At 64.7% G+C, this 21,413-nt stretch carries 18 protein-coding genes and 2 tRNA genes; 8 read left to right on the top strand and 12 right to left on the bottom strand.

Going from position 1 to position 21,413, the window contains the following annotated elements; translation table 11 throughout:
- The first annotated feature begins 136 nt into the window (after positions 1–136).
- From tig to AC0L23_RS10610, 7 genes are all read left to right on the top strand, one after another.
- Positions 137–1,498, top strand: coding sequence for a trigger factor (tig, locus tag AC0L23_RS10640; protein WP_085362115.1), 1,362 nt, complete (start codon positions 137–139; stop codon positions 1,496–1,498).
- A gap of 331 nt (positions 1,499–1,829) precedes the next feature.
- The gene (locus tag AC0L23_RS10635; RefSeq protein WP_007611005.1) at positions 1,830–2,465 is read left to right on the top strand and encodes an ATP-dependent Clp protease proteolytic subunit; all 636 of its coding nucleotides are present in this window, start codon (positions 1,830–1,832) and stop codon (positions 2,463–2,465) included.
- 440 nt (positions 2,466–2,905) lie between these two features.
- Positions 2,906–4,177, top strand: coding sequence for an ATP-dependent Clp protease ATP-binding subunit ClpX (clpX, locus tag AC0L23_RS10630; RefSeq protein WP_007603503.1), 1,272 nt, complete (start codon positions 2,906–2,908; stop codon positions 4,175–4,177).
- Between the two features lie 316 nt (positions 4,178–4,493).
- Entirely contained in the window at positions 4,494–6,917 is a 2,424-nt protein-coding gene (gene lon, locus AC0L23_RS10625; protein ID WP_018455109.1) for an endopeptidase La, read from the top strand.
- 87 nt (positions 6,918–7,004) lie between these two features.
- Positions 7,005–7,409 (top strand): GFA family protein, encoded by a 405-nt coding sequence (locus AC0L23_RS10620; protein ID WP_473356850.1) that lies wholly within the window; start codon positions 7,005–7,007, stop codon positions 7,407–7,409.
- Between the two features lie 61 nt (positions 7,410–7,470).
- A tRNA-Val gene (locus AC0L23_RS10615) sits at positions 7,471–7,547 on the top strand.
- 128 nt (positions 7,548–7,675) lie between these two features.
- Positions 7,676–8,536: a class I SAM-dependent methyltransferase gene (locus AC0L23_RS10610; RefSeq protein ID WP_085384772.1), complete on the top strand. Its 861-nt coding sequence runs from the start codon at positions 7,676–7,678 to the stop codon at positions 8,534–8,536.
- Between the two features lie 127 nt (positions 8,537–8,663).
- On the opposite strand, the gene AC0L23_RS10605 is transcribed toward AC0L23_RS10610, so the two are convergent.
- The 6 genes from AC0L23_RS10605 to AC0L23_RS10580 all read right to left on the bottom strand — a co-directional run bounded on the left by AC0L23_RS10605 (position 8,664) and on the right by AC0L23_RS10580 (position 15,864).
- Positions 8,664–9,626 (bottom strand): cation diffusion facilitator family transporter, encoded by a 963-nt coding sequence (locus AC0L23_RS10605; RefSeq protein ID WP_162496492.1) that lies wholly within the window; start codon positions 9,624–9,626, stop codon positions 8,664–8,666.
- A 2-nt stretch (positions 9,627–9,628) separates the two neighbouring features.
- Positions 9,629–12,847 carry an efflux RND transporter permease subunit gene (locus AC0L23_RS10600; protein WP_473356849.1) on the bottom strand — a complete coding sequence of 1,073 codons (3,219 nt, stop codon included), beginning with the start codon at positions 12,845–12,847 and terminating at the stop codon, positions 9,629–9,631.
- Positions 12,840–13,829: a divalent metal ion exporter adaptor subunit IhpB gene (ihpB, locus tag AC0L23_RS10595; RefSeq protein ID WP_204511355.1), complete on the bottom strand. Its 990-nt coding sequence runs from the start codon at positions 13,827–13,829 to the stop codon at positions 12,840–12,842. The genes AC0L23_RS10600 and ihpB overlap by 8 nt, the downstream gene beginning before the upstream one ends.
- Entirely contained in the window at positions 13,826–15,100 is a 1,275-nt protein-coding gene (gene ihpA, locus AC0L23_RS10590) for a divalent metal ion exporter subunit IhpA (RefSeq protein ID WP_085353357.1), read from the bottom strand. The genes ihpB and ihpA overlap by 4 nt, the downstream gene beginning before the upstream one ends.
- Positions 15,101–15,156: 56 nt before the next feature.
- Positions 15,157–15,519: a hypothetical protein gene (locus AC0L23_RS10585; RefSeq protein ID WP_247336873.1), complete on the bottom strand. Its 363-nt coding sequence runs from the start codon at positions 15,517–15,519 to the stop codon at positions 15,157–15,159.
- Between the two features lie 120 nt (positions 15,520–15,639).
- Entirely contained in the window at positions 15,640–15,864 is a 225-nt protein-coding gene (locus tag AC0L23_RS10580; RefSeq protein WP_247336870.1) for a protein-tyrosine phosphatase family protein, read from the bottom strand.
- 353 nt (positions 15,865–16,217) lie between these two features.
- Here AC0L23_RS10580 and AC0L23_RS10575 point away from each other — a divergent pair, with 353 nt between their 5' ends.
- Positions 16,218–17,111 (top strand): hypothetical protein, encoded by an 894-nt coding sequence (locus tag AC0L23_RS10575; protein ID WP_018455101.1) that lies wholly within the window; start codon positions 16,218–16,220, stop codon positions 17,109–17,111.
- 55 nt (positions 17,112–17,166) lie between these two features.
- Here AC0L23_RS10575 and pepT read toward each other — a convergent pair whose 3' ends face one another.
- The 6 genes from pepT to AC0L23_RS10545 form a co-directional block, all read right to left on the bottom strand.
- Complete coding sequence (pepT, locus tag AC0L23_RS10570) at positions 17,167–18,417, bottom strand: peptidase T (protein ID WP_085353354.1); 1,251 nt, start codon at positions 18,415–18,417, stop codon at positions 17,167–17,169.
- Positions 18,418–18,519: 102 nt separating this feature from the next.
- Positions 18,520–18,834: an HU family DNA-binding protein gene (locus tag AC0L23_RS10565; RefSeq protein ID WP_473356848.1), complete on the bottom strand. Its 315-nt coding sequence runs from the start codon at positions 18,832–18,834 to the stop codon at positions 18,520–18,522.
- A gap of 193 nt (positions 18,835–19,027) precedes the next feature.
- Positions 19,028–19,104: transfer RNA gene (locus tag AC0L23_RS10560), tRNA-Asp, on the bottom strand.
- Positions 19,105–19,264: 160 nt separating this feature from the next.
- Positions 19,265–19,468 (bottom strand): hypothetical protein, encoded by a 204-nt coding sequence (locus AC0L23_RS10555; protein ID WP_026232877.1) that lies wholly within the window; start codon positions 19,466–19,468, stop codon positions 19,265–19,267.
- 141 nt (positions 19,469–19,609) lie between these two features.
- The gene (locus AC0L23_RS10550) at positions 19,610–20,905 is read right to left on the bottom strand and encodes a spinster family MFS transporter (protein WP_026232876.1); all 1,296 of its coding nucleotides are present in this window, start codon (positions 20,903–20,905) and stop codon (positions 19,610–19,612) included.
- 60 nt (positions 20,906–20,965) lie between these two features.
- On the bottom strand, positions 20,966–21,413 hold a 448-nt coding region (locus tag AC0L23_RS10545), incomplete at its 5' end, for an SRPBCC family protein (RefSeq protein WP_473356847.1).

Below are 21,413 nucleotides of genomic sequence, written 5' to 3'. Positions count from 1 at the left end.
CCCGCGCGGATGTTTGTCCGCCGGAAGTCGGTCCGATGAACCACCGGCGTTGAGGCGTTCGCCTCGCGCCGGATCGATTAATGACAGCGTCCCGACGCATGCGCGCCGGGACCGAACGAGAAGAAGATTGGACACCATGCAGGTCACAGAAACCCTCTCGGAAGGTTTGAAGCGCGAGTTTAAGATCAGCGTTCCCGCGTCTGATCTCGACGCCAAGGCCGGTGCCAAGCTCGTCGACCTCAAGGACAAGGTTCGCATCAACGGCTTCCGTCCCGGCAAGGTGCCGGTCACGCACCTCAAGAAGGTCTATGGCCGCTCGGTGATGGCCGAGACCATCGACCAGACCATCCGCGACACCAACACTCAGCTGTTCTCCGAGCGCGGCTTCCGCCTGGCGACCGAACCGAAGATCACCATGCCGACCGAGCAGGCCGAGGTCGAGGAGCTGCTCAACGGCAAAACCGATCTGACCTACACGGTTGCGATCGAGGTGGTGCCGTCGATTGCGCTCGCCGACTTCAAGACCTTCGAGGTCGAAAAGCCCGTGGCCGAAGTCACCGACGCCGACGTCGACGAGGCGATCAAGCGCATCGCCGATTCGAACCGTGGCTATGCCGCGAAGGGCGAGGGCGCCAAGGCCGAATCGGGTGATCGCGTCACCGTCGCCTTTAAGGGCACCATCAACGGCGAAGCCTTCGAAGGCGGCGCCGGCGAGGGCATCCAGGTGGTGATCGGATCCAACACCTTCATCCCCGGCTTCGAAGAGCAGCTCATCGGCATCGCCGCCAACGAGACCCGCACGCTGAAGGTGGCGTTCCCCAAGAACTACATGAACGACAAGCTTGCCGGCCAGCCGGCCGAGTTCGAGACCACCGCGACGCTGATCGAGGCGCCGCAGGATCTCGCGATCGACGACGAGTTCGCGAAGACGCTCGGCCTGGAATCGCTGGACAAGCTGAAGGAAGCGGCGCGCGAGCGGCTGGTGGCCGAGTTCGCGACCGCGACCCGCCAGCGCGTCAAGCGCGCGCTGCTCGACCGCCTCGACGAGGCCCATCGCTTCGAGGCTCCGCCCTCGCTGGTCGACGAGGAGTTCAATCTGATGTGGAACTCGGTGAAGGCCGAGATGGACTCCGCCGGCAAGACCTTCGCCGACGAAGACACCACTGAAGACGCCGCCAAGGAAGAGTACCGCAAGATCGCCGATCGTCGCGTGCGGCTCGGCCTCGTGCTCTCGGAGATCGGCGAGAAGAACAAGATCTCCGTGACCGATGACGAGGTCGGCCGCGCCGTGATCGAGCGGGCGCGCTCGATGCCGGGCCGCGAGAAGGAGGTCTGGGACTATTACCGCAGCAACGCCCAAGCGTTGGCCCAGCTTCGTGCACCGATCTATGAGGACAAGGTCGTCGACTTCATCCTCGAGCTTGCCAAGGTGACCGAGAAGAAGGTCTCGCGCGACGATCTCTACAAGGACGACGAGGCGGAAAAGACCGCGGCCTGAGGGCTCCAGAAGAGCCTTTAGGAGAGCCTCCAGGATAGCCTTGCATTAAGGATGATCAGCGAAGAGGTCGAGCTAGCCAGGTGGCCGGCTGGGCCTCTTTGTACGAATCAGCTTCAACTGCCTCACGGATTAAGCCTTAATTCGCTCCGCACTTGTCAGGCGCGAATTGGGCTATATCTGTCGCTACGCCCTCTGCTTCTGCCAAGTGCCTCTACCAAGTTCTTCTGCCAAGTTCCTGCATCACGGGACGTCCATCGGCCTTCCGGCAGATCCAGCCCCGACTGGCAGCCGGGCCTGGCGATGTCCGCCTCTTCAAAACCCTAGGTGACTCATGCGCGATCCGGTTGAAACCTACATGAACCTCGTGCCCATGGTGGTCGAGCAGACCAACCGTGGCGAGCGCGCCTACGACATTTTCTCGCGCCTTCTGAAAGAGCGCATCATCTTCCTGACCGGGCCGGTCGAGGACGGCATGTCGACGCTGATCGTCGCGCAGCTGTTGTTCCTTGAGGCGGAAAATCCGAAGAAGGAAATCTCGATGTACATCAACTCGCCGGGCGGCGTGGTGACGTCGGGCCTCGCGATCTACGACACCATGCAGTTCATTCGTCCGCCGGTCTCGACGCTGTGCACCGGCCAGGCCGCCTCGATGGGCTCGCTGCTGCTCTGCGCCGGCGAGAAGGACATGCGCTTCTCGCTGCCGAACGCGCGCATCATGGTGCATCAGCCCTCCGGCGGCTTCCAGGGCCAGGCCACCGACATCATGCTGCACGCCCAGGAAATCCTGAACCTGAAGAAGCGGCTCAACGAGATCTACGTGAAGCACACCGGCCAGACCTACAAGGCGATCGAGGACGCGCTGGAACGCGACAAGTTCCTGACCGCGAGCGACGCCAAGGAGTTCGGCCTGGTCGACAGGGTGATCGACAAGCGCGCCGAGGAAACCGCGTCGCCGAAGACCCCGTAGCACTACTGTGCCGGCAATCCCTCTGGGACCGCGGGCACATCAGGGAGCGTTCACGTTAAGGACACGTGCGCGCGTCGCAAAACGCACTTTTGCGCCCTGCGACAGGCAGAAAGTTCCGCTTTCGTGCTTGTTTTTCGTGGCGATCCAGCAACGCCGGGGTGATTTCGATCACTTCGCCCGTGCCAAGACCGGAAATCACGGTATTGTCACGGGTAGCCGGCGACCCCCGATTAGCGAATTCTTGATAGTCGGGTGCCAGCATGGTTCGCTATGACTGATCGGCTATGATCGCGGGGAATCGAATGACCGCGATTCGCACGGCATGTAACGCGTAGGGTCTTTTTTGGTACGGAATTTGCTCTATTTGAAGGACTGTACCGGCTGTCGTGCCGGAATAGGGCGATCGAGCGGACGGGATCGAACCGCGGACGGAGACATGAATGAGTAAGGTCGGCACGAGCGACTCCAAGAACACGCTGTATTGCTCGTTCTGCGGCAAGAGCCAGCACGAAGTGCGCAAACTGATCGCGGGTCCCACGGTCTTCATTTGCGACGAGTGCGTTGAGCTCTGCATGGACATCATTCGCGAGGAGAACAAATCCTCGCTGGTGAAGTCGCGCGACGGGATTCCGACGCCGAAGGAAATCTGCAAGGTGCTGGACGATTACGTGATCGGCCAGAACCATGCGAAGAAGGTCCTCTCGGTCGCGGTGCACAATCACTACAAGCGCCTCAACCACCAGACCAAGCACAACGACGTCGAGCTTGCGAAGTCGAACATCCTGCTGATCGGTCCGACCGGCTCGGGCAAGACGCTGCTCGCGCAGACGCTCGCCCGCATCCTGGACGTGCCGTTCACGATGGCGGATGCGACGACGCTGACCGAAGCCGGCTATGTCGGCGAGGACGTCGAGAACATCATCCTGAAGCTGCTCCAGGCCGCCGACTACAATGTCGAGCGTGCCCAGCGCGGCATCGTCTACATCGACGAAATCGACAAGATCAGCCGCAAGTCCGACAATCCCTCGATCACGCGCGACGTGTCGGGTGAGGGCGTGCAGCAGGCGCTGCTCAAGATCATGGAAGGCACGGTGGCTTCGGTCCCGCCGCAGGGCGGCCGCAAGCATCCGCAGCAGGAGTTCCTGCAGGTGGACACCACCAATATCCTGTTCATCTGCGGTGGTGCGTTCTCGGGCCTCGAAAAGATCATCTCGGCACGCGGACGTTCGACCTCGATCGGTTTCGCCGCTCAGGTGCTCGCACCGGAAGACCGCCGCACCGGCGAAATCTTCCGTCATGTCGAGCCTGAGGATCTCCTGAAGTACGGCCTGATCCCGGAATTCGTCGGCCGTCTGCCCGTCGTGGCGACGCTGGAGGATCTGGACGAGGCTTCGCTCAAGAAGATCCTGGTCGAGCCGAAGAACGCGCTGGTGAAGCAGTACCAGCGGCTGTTCGAGATGGAGAACATCGAGCTGACCTTCGCCGACGAGGCGCTTGGCGCGGTTGCCCGCAGGGCGATCGAGCGCAAGACCGGTGCGCGGGGGCTGCGTTCAATCCTCGAGGCGATCCTGCTCGAGACCATGTTCGACCTGCCGGGCCTCGAAGGTGTGGAAGAAGTCGTGATTTCCCGCGAAGTCGTGGAAGGAACGGCGCGTCCGCTCTACATCTACGCCGATCGGTCCGATCGCGCCGTCGAGAACGCCAGCGCCTGATTTCGGCGCTGGAACGCTCCAATCGTCTCCTCAAGCAGGGGCTGCGGAAAGTATCTCCGCAGCCGGTGTCGCTTATTGCGTGCGTAAGCGCCTGATGGCGCGCGTCTTTCAATGACTTGACACCCCCCGGGTCGATAGCCACCTAATGTCGGCGGCGAGTAAAAATTCTCTTCAAGATTCGCCTCAGTTCCGATTCGGCAAGCCGGTCCAACCTCAAAAGGAGCGATCGGTATTGCGGGTCACCTCGGCACCTTGTGGCGGTTGCGCATGAGCATGGCGGGCTGCGTGCAAGGGGGCAAAGCAAAAGGAAAAGGCCATGACCAATCCAAAACCCAGGCCAACCATCGTCCATGGCGAAACGCACGCCTATCCCGTGCTGCCCCTGCGCGACATCGTCGTCTTCCCGCACATGATCGTTCCGCTCTTCGTCGGCCGCGAGAAGTCGATCCGCGCGCTCGAAGAGGTGATGAAGAACGACGCGCTGATCATGCTCGCGACCCAGAAGAACGCGTCCGACGATGATCCGGCACCCGATTCCATTTACGAGACCGGTACGCTTGCCAGCGTGCTCCAGCTCTTGAAGCTTCCCGACGGCACTGTGAAGGTGCTGGTCGAAGGGCTCGAGCGGGCGCGCGTGCAGAAGTACACCGATCGCGCCGACTATTACGAAGCGACCGCGATTGCGCTCGCCGATACCGATGCGAAGTCGGTCGAGGCGGAGGCCATGGCGCGCTCCGTCGTGTCCGACTTCGAGAGCTACGTGAAGCTCAACAAGAAGATCTCGGCCGAGGTCGTCGGCGTCGTGCAGGCGATCACCGATTTTGCCAAGCTCGCCGACACCGTCGCCTCGCATCTCGCCGTCAAGATCGCGGATCGCCAGGGCATCCTGGAGACGCTGTCGGTCACGCAGCGCCTGGAGAAGGTGCTGGGCCTGATGGAGAGCGAGATCTCGGTGCTCCAGGTCGAGAAGCGCATCCGCTCGCGCGTCAAGCGCCAGATGGAGAAGACCCAGCGCGAGTACTATCTCAACGAGCAGATGAAGGCGATCCAGAAGGAGCTCGGCGACGACGACGGTCGCGACGAGCTCGCCGATCTCGAAGAGAAGATCTCCAAGACCAAGCTCTCCAAGGAAGCGCGCGAGAAGGCGCAGCATGAATTGAAGAAGCTGCGCCAGATGTCGCCGATGTCCGCGGAAGCGACCGTCGTGCGCAACTATCTGGATTGGCTGCTGTCGATTCCGTGGAACAAGAAGTCCAAGGTGAAGAAGGATCTGGAAGCCGCGCAGGCGGTTCTGGATGCGGATCACTACGGGCTGGAGAAGGTCAAGGACCGCATCGTCGAGTATCTCGCCGTACAGTCGCGCGCCAACAAGCTGACGGGCCCGATCCTGTGCCTCGTCGGCCCTCCCGGCGTCGGCAAGACCTCGCTCGGCAAGTCGATCGCGAAGGCGACGGGGCGCGAATTCGTGCGCGTCTCGCTCGGTGGCGTGCGCGACGAGGCCGAGATCCGCGGGCACCGCCGCACCTATATCGGCTCGATGCCCGGCAAGATCATCCAGTCGATGCGGAAGGCGAAGTCGTCCAATCCGCTGTTCCTGCTGGACGAGATCGACAAGATGGGCGCCGATTTCCGCGGCGATCCGTCCTCGGCGCTGCTCGAGGTCCTCGACCCCGAGCAGAACGCGACCTTCAACGACCACTATCTCGAGGTCGACTACGATCTGTCCAACGTGATGTTCATCACGACCGCGAATACGCTCAATATTCCGGGACCGCTGATGGACCGCATGGAGATCATCCGGATCGCGGGCTACACCGAGAACGAGAAGGTCGAGATCGCGCGCAAGCACTTGATCCCGACCGCGGTGTCCAAGCACGGCCTGGACTCCAAGGAGTTCTCGATCGACGACGACGCGCTGCTGCTTCTGATCCGCCGCTACACCCGCGAAGCGGGCGTGCGCAATTTGGAGCGTGAGCTCTCCACACTCGCCCGCAAGGCGGTGAAGGAGCTGATGATCTCCAAGAAGAAGTCGGTCAAGATCACCGAGAAGACTCTCGAAGAGCTTCTGGGCGTGCCGAAGTACCGCTACGGTGAGATCGAGAGCGAGCCGCAGGTCGGCATCGTCACCGGCCTTGCCTGGACCGATGTCGGCGGCGAGTTGCTGACGATCGAAGGCGTCATGATGCCCGGCAAGGGCAAGATGACGGTCACGGGCAATCTGCGTGACGTGATGAAGGAATCGATCTCGGCGGCGGCGTCCTATGTCCGCTCGCGCGCGATCGTCTACGGCATCGAGCCGCCGCTGTTCGACCGGCGCGACATCCACGTGCACGTGCCGGAAGGCGCGACGCCGAAGGACGGTCCGTCGGCGGGCGTGGCGATGGCCACCGCGATCATCTCGGTCATGACCGGCATCCCGGTCCGCCACGATGTCGCGATGACCGGCGAAATCACGCTGCGCGGCCGCGTGCTGCCGATCGGCGGCTTGAAGGAGAAGCTGCTGGCTGCTGCCCGCGGCGGCATCAAGACGGTGCTGATTCCTGAGGACAACGCCAAGGATCTCACGGAGATTTCCGATGCGATCAAGGGCGGCATGGAGATCATCCCGGTCTCGCGCCTCGACGACGTCGTCGCCAAGGCGCTGGTCAAGAAGCCAGTGCCGATCGTCTGGGAAGAGGACACCAAGGTGACGGTGAAGCCGGACGGCGACGAAGCCGCCGGCGGCCTGACCGCTCACTGAGATCGCAGCTCGAAAAAGATGATAAAACGGCGCCTTCGGGCGCCGTTTTTTTGTGGGGCATTTTGTTTTGGGCAGCGGATGACGACAATGCACATCGACGGGCAATGCCATTGCGGCGAGATTACCTTTGAAGCCGAGATCGACCCCGAGACGGTGTCGGTCTGCCACTGCACCGATTGCCAGACACTGACCGGCTCGCCCTTCCGGGTGACGGCCGTCTGTTCGGGCGCCGAAGTCCGCCTGACTGCCGGCACGCCCAGGATCTACGGCAAGCGCGGCGACAACGGCCGGATGCGCTTCCAGCACTTTTGCGCCGACTGCGGTTCCCCGCTGTTCACGAGCGGCGAGGGCGACCAGGAGGACGATTGGGGCATCCGCTGGGGCAGCATCCGCCAGCGCGACAAATTGCGGCCCGTCAGGCAGATCTGGTGCCACTCGGCGGCGGTGTGGATCGACGCGGTGCCGCTGCTGCCGGGCCGGCCACAGGATTGAGGCCAGGAATTGGCGTTCCGCGCTTGCCCGTTCGGGGCCGGTAGGGATAAAGAAGCGGCGAGGGCGGTTAGCTCAGCTGGTTAGAGCATCTCGTTTACACCGAGAGGGTCGGGAGTTCGAATCTCTCACCGCCCACCAGCCTTTGCTCGCTTCGCGAGCTTCGGCTCGGCGAGCCAGCCTCACACGTTATTGGCGCGAAGCGAACGAAGGCTGCCGCGCCGAAGCCGATAGGCGCAGGCGGGCGATACCGAGCCACAGAGGTCCTGATGCAACAACCAAGCGGACACGAGCAGAACGCCGATCAGATCGCCTACTGGAATGGCCCCAGCGGGCAGCGCTGGGCCGATCGCCATGCGGCGCAGGAGAGCCTGCTGGGACCCATTGCCGACGTGCTGATCGCCCGCGCCAGGCCGAAGCCGGGCGAGCGCGTCCTCGACATCGGCTGTGGCTCCGGTGCGACGACGTTCGCGTTCGCGAAGGCTGTCGCGCCTGATGGCTTTGCGCTCGGGCTTGACGTCTCCGAGCCGATGCTGTCGCAGGCGCGCGCGTTTGCGCCAAAAGGCCTGCCGCTCGATTTCGTGCTGGCCGATGCGACGGTGCATCCGTTCGAGCCGGCGAGCTTTGACCTGCTGGCCTCGCGGTTCGGCGTGATGTTCTTCGCCGATCCCATCGCGTCTTTCACCAATCTCCGCCGCGCGCTGAAGCCAACGGGACGGTTGGCGTTTGCCTGCTGGCGCGAGCCAAAGGAAAATCCGTGGATGATGGCGCCGCTTATGGCGGTCTACAAGCACGTTCCCAAGATGCCGCCGGTCGGGCCGGAGGAGCCGGGCCCGTTCGCCTTCGCCTCCGAAGAGCGCGTGACGCGCATCCTGAAAGGCGCGGGCTTCATCGACGTCGCGATGGAGCCGCACAATCTCGCGATGGACGTCGCGATTGGCGGCGGGCTCGATGCCGCGGTCGAAGGCTCGCTCCAGATCGGCCCGGCGAGCCGCGCGCTGCAAGGGCATCCGCCGGAGACCTATGCCGCGGCAAAAGCCTCGATCCGCGAGACGCTCGCGCCGTTCCTGAAGGGTCAGAGCGTGGCGCTCCAGGGCGCGATCTGGATCGTGACGGCGAAGGCGGCGTAGGCGTCGCTCTGTCCCCATCATTGCGAGCGCAGCGAAGCAATCCAGACCGTTCTCCGCGGAGGCAGTCTGGATTGCTTCGTCGCTTCGCTCCTCGCAATGACGATGGGGACGCAGCAACGCAACTACCTCACACCACGTCATCCGGCGCCAGCGCGCAGCCATTGTCCGGATGCGTCTCGATCTGAAGCGTGGTGTGGCCGATGCGGTGGGAGCGCTTCAGCATCTGCGCCGTCTCCATCAGGAAGGCATCGCCGGCGCCGGTGGGCATGACGAGGTGGCAGGTCAGCGCCGTCTCGGTGGTCGAGATCGGCCAGACGTGGAGATCGTGGATCGCAGTGACGCCGGGCCGCTCCAGCAGAAGGATCTTGATCGCGGCAATGTCGGTGCCCCTGGGCGCCGCCGCCATCGACATGTCGATGGAGCCACGGAGCAGGCTGGTGGTGCTCCAGAGGATGGTGGCGCAGATGACGAGGCTGGTGACGGGATCGAGCCAGAGCCAGCCGGTCCAGATGATCAGCGCCGCCGAGATGACGACGCCGAGCGAGACCGCGGCGTCGGCCGCCATGTGCAGATAGGCGCCTTCGATGTTGATGTCGTCCTTGCGACCGCGCGCGAACAACATGGCGGTAAAACCGTTGATGAGGATGCCGATGCCGGCGACCACCATCACGGTGATGCCGGCGACCGGCTCCGGCTCCCGCAGGCGCAAAATCGCTTCCCAGCCGATCGCGCCGGTTGCGACCAGCAGGAACACCGCGTTCGCCAGCGCCGCCAGGATGGTGGAGGCGCGCAGGCCATAGGTGAAGCGGCCGCTGGGCGCGCGCCGCGCCGCGATCGACGCGCACCAGGCCACGACCAGGCCGAGCACGTCGCTAAGATTATGGCCGGCATCCGCAAGCAGAGCCGTGGAGTTGCCGATATAGCCGTAGACGGCCTCCGCCGCGACCAGCGCGGTGTTGAGTGAGATGCCGATTGCGAACGCCTTGCCGAAACTGGCGGGCGCATGGGCATGGGCGTGGCCACCATGATCGTGATCATGGCCGTGGCTATGATCATCGTGATGATGGCCGTGATGGTCGTGGCTGCCCACCTCTATCGCTCCCTGGACGCTGCCAAATCAGGCGCTATTGTAGGCGTTTCGGCAGCCCCGTCACGGCGGAACAGCACGTAGAGCGCCGGCAGCACCAGCAGCGTCAGCACGGTCGAGGAGATGATACCGCCGATCACCACGGTCGCAAGCGGCCGCTGCACCTCGGCACCGGCCCCGGTGGCAAGGGCCATCGGCACGAAGCCGAGGGACGCGACCAGCGCCGTCATCAGCACCGGACGCAGGCGTGTCAGCGCGCCCTCGCGCACCGCGTCGGTAACGGGTTGGCCCTCGCTGCGCAGCCGCTCGATGAAGGCGATGATGACGAGCCCGTTGAGGACAGCGACGCCCGACAGTGCGATGAAGCCGACGCCGGCGCTGATGGACAGCGGAATACCGCGCAGCAGCAGCGCCATGACGCCGCCGGTCAGTGCCAGCGGCACGCCGGAGAACACGAGCGCCGCATCAGCCGCCGATCCCATGCCCATGAACAGCAGCAGGAAGACCAGCAGCAGCGCCAACGGCACCACGAGCGTCAGCCGCTTGGTGGCGGAGACCAATTGCTCGAACTGTCCGCCCCAGCCGATCCAGTAGCCCGGCGGCAGCTTGACCTTCTCCGCGGCGGCTGCCTCGGCCTCGGTGACGAAGGAGCCGAGATCGCGCGCGCGGACATTGGCGGTGACCACAATGCGCCGCTTGCCGTTCTCGCGGCTGATCTGGTTCGGGCCAGGCGTCGCTTCGACGGTTGCGACCGACGACAGCGGCACATAGCGCATCTGGGCAAGGGGAGGGGCGGGCAATGCGGTCCGGATTGGCGCGCCGATTGCTGCTTCCTCACCCGGCGGCAGCGGGATCGGGATCGCCCGGATGACCTCGAGATCGCCGCGCAGATGTTCCGGCAGGCGCACGACGATGTCGAAGCGGCGGTCGCCCTCGAACAGCTTGCCGGCCGACTTGCCGCCGACCGCGATCTCGACGATGCCCTGCACCTCGCTGATGCTGAGCCCATACCGGGCGAGCGCCTGGCGGTCGAGGCGGACGGTGAGGATCGGCAGGCCCGAGACCTGCTCGATCTTGACGTCGCTGGCGCCGCGGATGCCGCGGATCGCGGCTTCGACCTGTTTTGCCGCGCCTTGCAGGATCTCGAGGTCGTCGCCGAAGATCTTGACGCCGACGTCGCTTCGCACGCCGGAGATCAACTCGTTGACGCGGAACTGGATCGGCTGGGAGATTTCATAGGCGCTGCCGGGGATGTCGTCAGCGGCACGGGCGATGGCCTCGATCACCTCGGCCTTGGAGCTGCCAGGGTCGGGCCATCCGGCGCGCGGCTTCAGCATGATGTAGCCGTCGGTCTGTGCCGGCGACATCGGGTCGGTTGCGATCTCGGCGGTGCCGATGCGGGTGAAGAACTCCTTCACCTCCGGAATCTGCTTGACGCGCTTTTCCAGCGCCTTTTGCAGGTCCAGCGACTGGGTCAGGCTGGTGCCGGGAATCCGGATCGAGGCCAGCGCGACGTCGCCTTCGTCCAGGCTCGGGATGAACTCGCCGCCCATGCGCGCGGCGGCAACGCAGCTTGCGACCACGATGATGGCGGCCATGATTGCGACGCCGAGGCGATGGTCGATCGCCAGCCGGAGCACGGGGAGATAGGCGCGCTTCGCCAGCCGCATGAACAGGTTTTCGTGTTCGGACACCTTGCCGGTGACGAAGATGGCAACCGCCGCCGGCACGAAGGTGATGGAGAACAGCACCGCGGCACCCAGCGCCATCAGCACCGTCAGGGCCATCGGCGTGAACATCTTGCCCTCGACGCCGGTCAGCGTCAGCACCGGCAGGTAGACCACTGCGATGATCAGCGTTCCGAACAGGCTCGGCTTGATCACCTCGCTCGACCCACTCCGGATCGCGCGCAGCCGTTCGGAGATCGTGAGCAGGCCGCCTTTCTCGCGCTGGACCTCGGCCAGCATGCGCAGGCAGTTCTCGACGATGATCACGGCGCCGTCGACGATGATGCCGAAATCGATTGCACCCAGGCTCATCAGGTTCGCGCTGACCTTGGCCTCGACCATGCCGGTGACCGTCATGGCCATGGACAGCGGAATGACGCAAGCCACCACCAGCGCGGCGCGGATGTTGCCGAGGATCAGGAACAGCACGGCCACGACCAGGGCCGCGCCTTCCAGCAGATTGCTCTCGACGGTGCGGATGGTGGCTTCGACCAGATCGGTGCGGTCGTAGACGGTCCGCGTCACGACGCCGTCGGGCAGCGATTTGGCGATATCCTCCAGCCGGGCCGCGACACGGCGCGCCACGGTGCGGCTGTTCTCGCCGATCAAAAGCATGGCGGTGCCGAGCACGGTTTCCTCGCCATCGCGCGTTGCGGCTCCCGTGCGCAAATCGCGGCCTTCGGTGACGGTCGCGATATCCCTGATCCTGACGGGATTGCCGCCGCGCGAGCCGATGACGATGTCCCTGATTTCGCCGACATTGCCGACCTGGCCCGGCGAGCGAACCAGATATTGCTCGCCGTTGCGCTCGATATAGCCGGCGCCGACATTGGCATTGTTGGCGGCGAGCGCCGTCATGACGTCGCGAAAGCCGAGCCGGTAGGCCATCAGCTTGCCGGGATCGGGGAGCACATGGAATTGCCGCTCGAAGCCGCCGATGGTGTTGACCTCGATCACCCCCGGCACGTTGCGAAGCTGCGGCTTGATGATCCAGTCCTGCACGGTGCGCAAGTCGGTCAGCGAATAGTCGTGGCCGCCTTGCGTCTTCGCGCCCGCCTTGGCCTCGACGGTGTACATGAAGATTTCGCCGAGCCCGGTCGAGACCGGTCCCATCGCGACCTCGACGCCGGCCGGAAGCTGGTCCTTCACCTGCTGGATCCGTTCGCCGACGAGCTGGCGGGCAAAATAGATGTCGGTGCCGTCCTTGAAGACGACGGTCACCTGACTCAGGCCGTAGCGCGACAGCGAGCGCGTGTAGTCGAGCTTGGGCAGCCCGCCCATCGCGGTCTCGACCGGGAAGGTGATGCGCTGCTCGGTTTCCAGCGGCGAATAGCCGGGGGCGCGGGTGTTGATCTGGACCTGGACGTTGGTGATGTCGGGCACGGCGTCGATCGGAAGGCGTTGGAAATTCCACGCTCCGAAAGCGACGGCGCCGAGCGCGAGCAGCAGGACCAGCCAGCGCTGCTGCAGCGAGACCGCGATGAGACGCTCAATCATGCTCGGCCTCGCCCTTGCCCATCTCCGCCTTCACGACGAAGCTGTTTTCCGCGACGTAATGCTCGCCGGCCGATAGACCGGCCTTGATCTCGACATGGCGCGGGTCGGAATCGCCAAGCTCCACCGGGCGCGCCTCGATCTTGTCGCCGTCCTCACGAACGAACACGATAGTCCTGTTCTCCAGCGTCTGGATCGCGCTTTTGCGCACCGCGACCGCGACGTTGCGGGCGGCGAGGATCAGCCGTGCCGTGACAAACAGGCCGGGACGCAAGCGCCCGTCCGGATTTGGCAGCACCACGCGCGCCAGCGCCGTCTGGGTCTCGCTCGAGCCGATCGGGGCCATGTAGGCGATCGTGCCCTTGATCTCGCCGCGGCCGTCGTCGGGATCGATCAGCACCTCGTCGTTGAGACGAACGCGCCGCAGATCCTGGCGATAGATCGACAGATCGACCCAGATGGTGGAGAGGTCGGCGACGACGAAGGCCGGCTTCTGCTCGGAGGCGTATTCGCCGAGCGAGATCTGCCGCTCGATGACGGTGCCGGCAAGCGGCGCCTTGAGCTCGTAGACGGTGAGGCTCTGGTTGCTCTCGATCGCGGCGAGCAGATCGTCCTTGCCGACCTCGTCGCCGATGCGCTTCTGGATCGATTTGGCAACGCCGGGAAAGCGCGGCGTCACCTGCACCACGGCTTCCTGGTTGGCGCGCAGGATGCCGTTGAAGGCGAGCGTGTCGGTCAGCGTGACGCTCCCGGCTTCCGCCAGCGTCACGCCGGCGGCGGCAAGCTTGACGTCGGAGATGCGGATCCGGTCGGCACCGTGCTCGTCCTGCTCGACATGGTCGTTCGGCTTCTCCGGCTTCTTGTCCGCGGCGTGTTCGGCATGCTCGACCCTGGCCGGGCCGAGCAGGGAATAGCCGTAAGCGCCAAGTGCGACGCCAAGTGCGGCGGCAACGAATGCGACGAGGATGGTGGAGGACGTCTTCATCGTGCGCTCTCCCGCGCCAGCGTAAAGGGATTGCCGACGAGCCCTTCGATGGTCGCCACCCCCGCGTGGAAATTCTGCAGCGCCTCCTGCTCGCGCAGCCGCGCCTGGGTGACGCTGGCCTGGGCATCGAGCACTTCGAGCAGGCTGAAGCGGCCCTGGCCGTAGCCTTGCGCGATGGCGTCCGAGGCTTCGGTGGCCTTGGGAATGGCGCTCTCGCGCAGCACCGCGAGCTCGCGCAGCGAGCCCTGCAGCGAGTCGTAGGCGCGGCCGGCGACCACGATCAGCGTGTTGCGGTTGGCCTCGCGCTCGGCCTTGGTCTTGGCGAGGCTTTCCTGGGCCGAAAGGATATTGCCCTGGTTCTGGTCGAACACGGGGATCGGCACCGAGACGGTGAGGCGCGCCGCGTCGTCATTGGTCTCGTTGAAATGGCGCCAGCCGGCGGCGATCCGCACGTCGGGATAGGGCCTTAGCCGCGCCAGCAACAGCTCGGCGTTGCGCTGGGCATAGATCGCGGTCCAGCGCACCAGCTGCGGATTGGCATCGATCGCGGCGACGACCGACTGGAACGTCGGCGGCCGGCCCATGGTGTCGAGCCGTCCGGAGACCTCGCCGAATTTCGGTGCCGCGTCGCCCATCAAGACCGCAAGCTCGCGCCGGGCGCTGGCCAGCGTCGCCTTGAAGCGCTCGCGGTCGGCCTTCACCAGTGCGGACGCCACCTCCGCACGGCCGGTCTCGGCCGGCGAGGAGGCGCCGGCCTCGACGCGTCGGCGCAAAAGCGGCGTCAGCCGGTCGATGGCGGTGATCTGCTCGTCGAGGATCTGGATGCGCCGCTGTGCGCCGAGCACGCTGAGGAAGGCGATCGCGGTCTCCGACAGCACCTCCAGCCTGACGGCTTTGCGCTGGATCGCGGCGACCTCGATGCCGGCGACGCCAGCTGCAATCCGCGCGTCGCGCTTGCCGAACAGCTCGAAGGCCTGGCTGATCTGGAGCGTGGTCTCGGCCGATCGTGTGCCGCGATAGATGCCGGACCCGAACGAATTGTCCTGTTCGTAGGTCAGTTCCGGATTGAGAAGCGCACCTGCCTGGATGCGCTGGCCCGTGGCGATGCCGACATCGCGCTCCGCCGCGGTCAGCCGCGGGCTCGCGGCCAGCGCGCGCGAAAGCGCGCTCCGCATCGTCAGAGTCTGGGCGTGAGATGGCGCAAGCGCCGATCCGGCAATCAGACACGCTGCCGCGCACGCCAGGCGCGCGGCCATTCCCCTGAAAAACATGAAACCGACCTGTGAGGATGAACCGAATGGACGCTCATGGCGCCCGACCAATCCGTTCAGGCCCTATGTTTGGGAGGCGGGGAGTCGGTGTCGGGAACAATGCCGGCGAGCCGGGGTGCGCGTTGCGGGCGCGATGCGGACACGAGCCCGATCGATCCGGCCGGTGGCGTCGGCTGCGCCACCGTCACCGAGAAGCAGCCATGGCAATGATGCCCGCCGATGGCCTTGTGGTCGTTGTGATCCGCCGAGCCGTCAAGCACCGCGCTAATCTCCGAGCCGCCACCGGGCGTGGTGACGTCGATGTCGTGCAGGCCATGCAGCGCTCCCGCGAGCAGGTAGACGACCGCGATCAGCACAGACAGCAGCCCGCGCCAGTTGCGCGGCCGGCATGATCCTGAGGGCTGGCGGTTCGCGAGCACGACGTCACTCTGGTTGCGGTCTGCGCCCGGCCTAGCATGGCGTTGGGAACAGTGTCGACCCGCAACATTGTTACGTTCCGGGAACAATTGCCGCAGCGCTCGCGAAGACGGCAGCTCTTCTCATTGGCGTGTGATCAAGCTCAGCCGAGCATCGGCTGCCGCTCCGCGTGCCACGTTCGGCATATCGCCGCCTTCGACCGTGACGATGGCGCGGCAGCCCGCTTCCATGGCCCGTTCCAGCCATTTGATGGCTTCATCGATCCACTGGTCGTGGTGCTCGGGATCGGCGATCGCCTTTTCCCGGAATGCATCTGCCTGATGAAGGCACGCGGTTCTGCGATCCACGCGGCTCTCCCGATCCGGAGGTTCCCGCCCCGAGCGCATCCTTGATGATCCGAGAGCCGGCGTCGTTAACATAGGACAGGAACCGGCGCACAAAAAGAAAGCCCCAGCCGGGACTTACCGGCTGAGGCTTTCGTGCTCACAAACTTCATCCTTGGGACTTGGACAGATAATCCGCATCGCGCGGGTTCGTTCCCGCGGGCTCGGTCCAATTTGGAACGTTCCTTGTTCATTGTGATTAGCGACGAGGAGAAATTGAGGAGGACGGACCATGGACGGATTGATTTATCTCATCGGCTTGATCGTGGTGGTCATGGCGATCCTGTCGTTCTTCGGCTTGCGCTGAGAGAGCGGCGATGACCATGGAAACTCTCATACGGGAAGACATCGTGGAAGGCGGCGGCGTCGCTGCCGATGAAAGGCGCATCATCCAGTGGAGCTCGGTGATCGCAGGCGCTTTGGCTGCCGGCGCAATGTCGTTCATCCTGGTCGGCTTTGGAGTCGCCGTCGGCCTGGGCGTCAGTTCAGCCTCGCCGACATGGCGCGATGCATCGGCGGCGCTGGCTTTGCTGTCGGGGCTGTATCTGATCATCCAGGCGATTATCAGCTTCGGCTTCGGCGGCTATATCGCCGGCCGGACGACGCGACCAGCCCCGGCGGTCACAACGATCGAAGACGAGGGCGAACGGCGGGACGGGCTGCATGGCCTGATGTCCTGGGCGCTCGCCGTGCTGCTTGGTGCCGCTCTGCTCGCGATGCTCGGCGCAGCTGCGATTGACCGCTCGCCGATGCGCAGTTCGGCGAGCAGTACCTCCGCCGCCGAGCCTCTGTTGAGCTACGAGCTGGATAAGCTGTTTCGCGCAGCGCGGCGGCCCCCCAACACCGACCTCAGGGAACCTCGTGCCGAAGCGGGACGCATCCTGATGACGTCGTCGAGCCACAGCGGCGTCAGCACCGATGACCGGGCCTACCTCGTGCAGCAGGTGGCCGCGTTGACGGGACTTGCAGCACCCGACTCGGAGCGACGGGTCGACACGCTGATCGCGGATTCAAGGACGGCCATCAATCGGGCGCGGCGTAACTCCATCATCGTCGCCTTCTCCGTTGCGGCAGCAACCCTGATCGGCGCTGCGGTGGCCTGGGCTGCGGCTGTTGCCGGTGGCCGGCATCGCGACGGCGCGCCGCTCCCGAACTGGATGGCGAGCTCCAACCGCTTCCATCGCTCTCCGCGTGCGATGCGGGTGCCGTAACGTGCAGGACGATGGCCGGGAGCGATCCCAGCCATATTGCCTTTTGACGAGAGGCCTAAGCCTTCTCCTCCCAGATCATGGCGAGATGGACGATCGTCTGCACCGCCTTCTCCATGTCCTGCCGGCTGACCCATTCGAGCCGGGAGTGAAATGCGTGCTCGCCGGCGAAGATGTTGGGGCAGGGCAGTCCCATGAAGGACAGGCGGGAGCCGTCGGTGCCGCCGCGGATCGCGGTGCGCATCGGGCGCAGGCCGGCGCGGCGGATCGCTTCGATGGCGTATTCAAGAATGTGCGGGTGGCGATCGATCACCTGCTTCATGTTGCGGTACTGCTCCCGCACCTCGAATGTGTAAGTCGAGCGCGGAAAATCCTTCATCACGTCCTTGACGATGTTCTCGAGCAGGATCTCCTTCTCCTTCAGCCCTTCCTCGGTGAAGTCGCGCACAATGAAGGAGAGCGTAGCCTGCTCCAGCGCACCCTCGATCCCGATCGGATGCAGAAAACCCTGCTTGCCTGATGTCGTCTCGGGCGAGCAGCCTTCCCGGGGCAGGCGCTCGACGATGGCGGCGGCGATCTTGATGGCGTGCTCCATCTTGCCCTTGGCATAGCCGGGATGGGCGCTGACGCCGTTGATGGTGATGGTGGCGCCGTCCGCCGAGAAGGTCTCGTCCTCGACGCTACCCGCGCTCTCGCCGTCCATGGTGTAGCCGAAATCAGCGCCGAGCTTCTTGATGTCGACATTGTCGACGCCGCGGCCGATCTCCTCGTCCGGCGTGAACAGGATCTTGATGGTGCCGTGCTTCACTTGCGGGTTGTTGATGAAGAAATGCGCGGCATCCATGATCTCAGCCACGCCGGCCTTGTTGTCGGCACCGAGCAGCGTGGTGCCGTCGGTGGTGATGATGTCGTTGCCGATCTGGTTCTTCAGCGCCGGATGCTCGGCGAAGCGGATCACCTGGCTGGTATCGCCCGGCAGCGTGATGTCGCCGCCGCGATAGTTCTTCACCATCTGCGGCTTGACGTTCTTGCCGGTGACGTCGGGCGAAGTGTCCATGTGCGAGCAGAAGCAGATCACCGGTACCTTCTTAGGTGTGTTGCCCGGAATCGTTCCATAGACGTAGCCGAAGTCGTCGAGATGCGCGTCCTCGACGCCCATGGCCTTCAGTTCGGCGGCGAGCACGCGGCCGAGGTCCTTCTGCTTCTCCGTCGAGGGCGAGCTCGGGGATTCCGGATCGGACTGGGTGTCGATGGTGACGTAGCGCAGGAAGCGCTCGGTCACGGTATGCGAAAAGGTGAGGGAGGACATTTCTGGTCAAACCGCCGGGTCAGGGGAGAGAGGCGGTATACCAGAAAAGCAGGGTGCGGTGAGGCCGGAGGAGGCTGATCAGGCTTAACGAAACGTGAGTGGTCAGATCGCCTCTTTTAGTTCCTTGACGGGGCGGAAGGCGACCTTCTTGGTGGCTTTGATGTGGATCGGCTCGCCCGTGGCGGGATTGCGGCCGGTGCGGGCGGCGCGCTTGCGGACCTGGAGGATGCCAAGGCCGACGATGCGGACGCGGTCGCCCTTCTTCAGGTGCTTGGTGATGAGTTCGACCGTGTCGGTCAGAACGGCCTCGGCGCGCTTCTTCGACAGGTCCTGGCTCTCCGCAATGTCGGCGGCGAGGTGCTTGAGCGTGATGGTGGCGGGCGCGGCAGGCTTCTTCGTGGAATCCTTCTTAGCCATATCTGGCCTCCTCAATCACAGGGGCCCCGGAAAAGGCGGTAAAGGGTGGGGATCCCTCCAAGTCCTGCAAGGCCTAGACGATTCGGGCTTCGGCTGACTATGGCGCAAGTTCTCGACGGATGCCGGCGATCGCCGTCACAGCAGCGAAAGGCGTGTAGAAGTTTGTTCTAAGGCTATGAAGGAATTGCCAAAATGGCGCGAGAGACGGGGCTCGAACCCGCGACCTCCGGCGTGACAGGCCGGCGCTCTAACCAACTGAGCTACTCCCGCGTGGTTCGCTGACAGCGCGCGGAACGAGGGGGGACTTAAAGGCGGGGCTGGGTGAAGTCAAGGATGTTGCGCTTCGTCGGCACATCCCGGCTAAGCATTGCTCTGGAAAACGAAAAAGGCCGCCATGCGGCGGCCTCTGTCAGCCCGGAGCGGGGCGGTGTCAGCGGATCTCCGACGTCCCGGCGCTGGTTACCACGACCGGCTTGCCGGCCTTGATCACATGGGCGGACTGGGCGGTCTGGCTGTAATCGGCATTTGTGCGGGCTGCGATCCCGAAGCCGGCCACTGTAATTCCGGCCACCAGCGCCACCACCACGATCTTCAGGTGGGTCGCACGATCAGCAGAGTGGATAGAGTGGTTCATCTGAGCCTCCCGACGGGCTTTGCCGCCGTCTATGGCTCGTCTTGTAAAGACCGTCTGTTTCCGGATGGTTTCGCGGGTTCCGCAAAATGGTTTCATTAATGCGCCCGGTTGGTTTCGCCGGGCTTGCGGCCTGTACCGGCGTCAGGCGGCCGCCCGGCCGATATCGTCCCGGATCGAGCGCGCCGCCCAGACGAACAGGAGTGCCCCCAGCGTGGTCGTGACCGCCGCCGAGAGCAGGGAATAGCGCACCGCGTCGGCGCCGTAAGCGCCCTTCAGGGCATCGTTGACCACGCCCACGGCGAGCGGGCCGAGGCCCTGGCCGAAGCAGGTGGCAGTGAGCGCGATCAGGGCGGAGGCCAGCGCCCGCATGCTCGGCTTGGCGACCGTCTGCGCGATCGCGAAGATCGGTCCGAGATGGAAGCCGACCAGGAACGAGGTCAGCGCCAGCGTGGCCACCATCAGCGCAAAGTCCTGCGTCAGCATGCACAGCGCGAACACCGGGCCGGCAAGGCCCGAGGTGATGGCGGGCGCCCACAGCTTCCAGCGGTCGTCGCGGCGGCTGATCTGCGCCACCACGAAGCCGCCGAGCAGGGTGCCGGCCATGCCGGCGAGACCCTTGAAGGTGCCGGCATAGGTGCCGATCTCCGCGCTCGACAGATGGTGCACACGCGCCAGGAACGGCGGGATCCACGCCGCGGTCGCATAGTTCGTGTAAGTGGTGAGACAGAAGCCGATCAGCACGATGATGAAGCTTCGCTGCGAGGCCAGGAAGCGCAGCGTCGGCCCGAGCGGCTCGGGCACGAAATTCTCCTGCATGGCGCCGCGCTTCGGCTCGGAGATCGTCAGCCACAGGACAACAGCAAGCAGGATGCCGGGCAGGCCCGCAACGTAGAACGCCATCCGCCAGCCATAGTGCTGGTTGACGTACCCGCCCACGAAATAGCCGAGGAATACGCCGAGATAGGTGCCGACGGCGTAGATGCCGAGCGCGCGCGGACGCTCGTTCTTGGCGAAGAGGTCGGCCACGATCGATTGCGAGGCGGGCGAGCCTGCGGATTCGCCGATGCCGACGCCGATCCTCGCCAGCGCCAACGAGGTGACGCTCGAAGCGGCGCCGCACAACGCCGTCATCGCGCTCCAGAACGCGAAGGCGGCGGCGACGATGTTGCGCCGGTTGAGCCGGTCGGCGACGCGCGCGATGGGGATGCCGAGCAGGGAGTAGAACAGCGCGAAGCCGAAGCCCGCGAGCAGGCCCATCATGGTATCGCTGAGCTGAAACTCCTTCTTGATCGGCTCGATCAGCACGTTGAAGATCGTGCGGTCGAGGAAGTTCAGCGCGTAGATGATCGTGAGCAGGCCTAGCACGTAATAGCGCCGCGCCGAGGGTTTTGCCGTCGCGGCCGTTTGCACCGACATTTGTGACGTCACATCGACCATCGCTTCCCCCAATTAGTCTTTGTTATCGTTGTCGGTCCAGCCCTGATTGGGGCTGGCAGGTCAGCCTTCGCGGATGTAATTCCCCGCTTCGAATTCGACGGGAGGCGCGCTTGCATCGAACGAGATTCCGATCGGATCGCGGCCTGCTTCCATCGCCTCGAGCTGGTTGCTCAGCATGCGTCGGATCATGAGGATGCCGCGGTCGCTCTGGCCGAAATGCTCCTCGGAATGGATGGTCTGCGGTCCTTGGCCGACCTGGGCTTCGTAATCGCCCGGAAATCGCTGATGTTCTTCCTCGGTCATGTCCCACCAGAATTTGCCGTTGAATTTCGAGCGCATGCGACCGATGTCGCCGGCGTTCTTGACGCGGCCGGCGACGTAGATGCGGAACGAGGTGTCGGGGGGGGGGGGCCGGCCCCCCCGACGCCCCCCCCCGGGCGCATTTGGCCCCCCCCGGGGTTGGGGCCCCCCCCCCGGGGGGGGGGGCCCCCCCGGGGGGGGGGGGGGG

It is taken from the genome of Bradyrhizobium sp. MI1.4, assembly GCF_055811315.1.
This window is presented reverse-complemented; position numbering and strand designations above follow the sequence as displayed.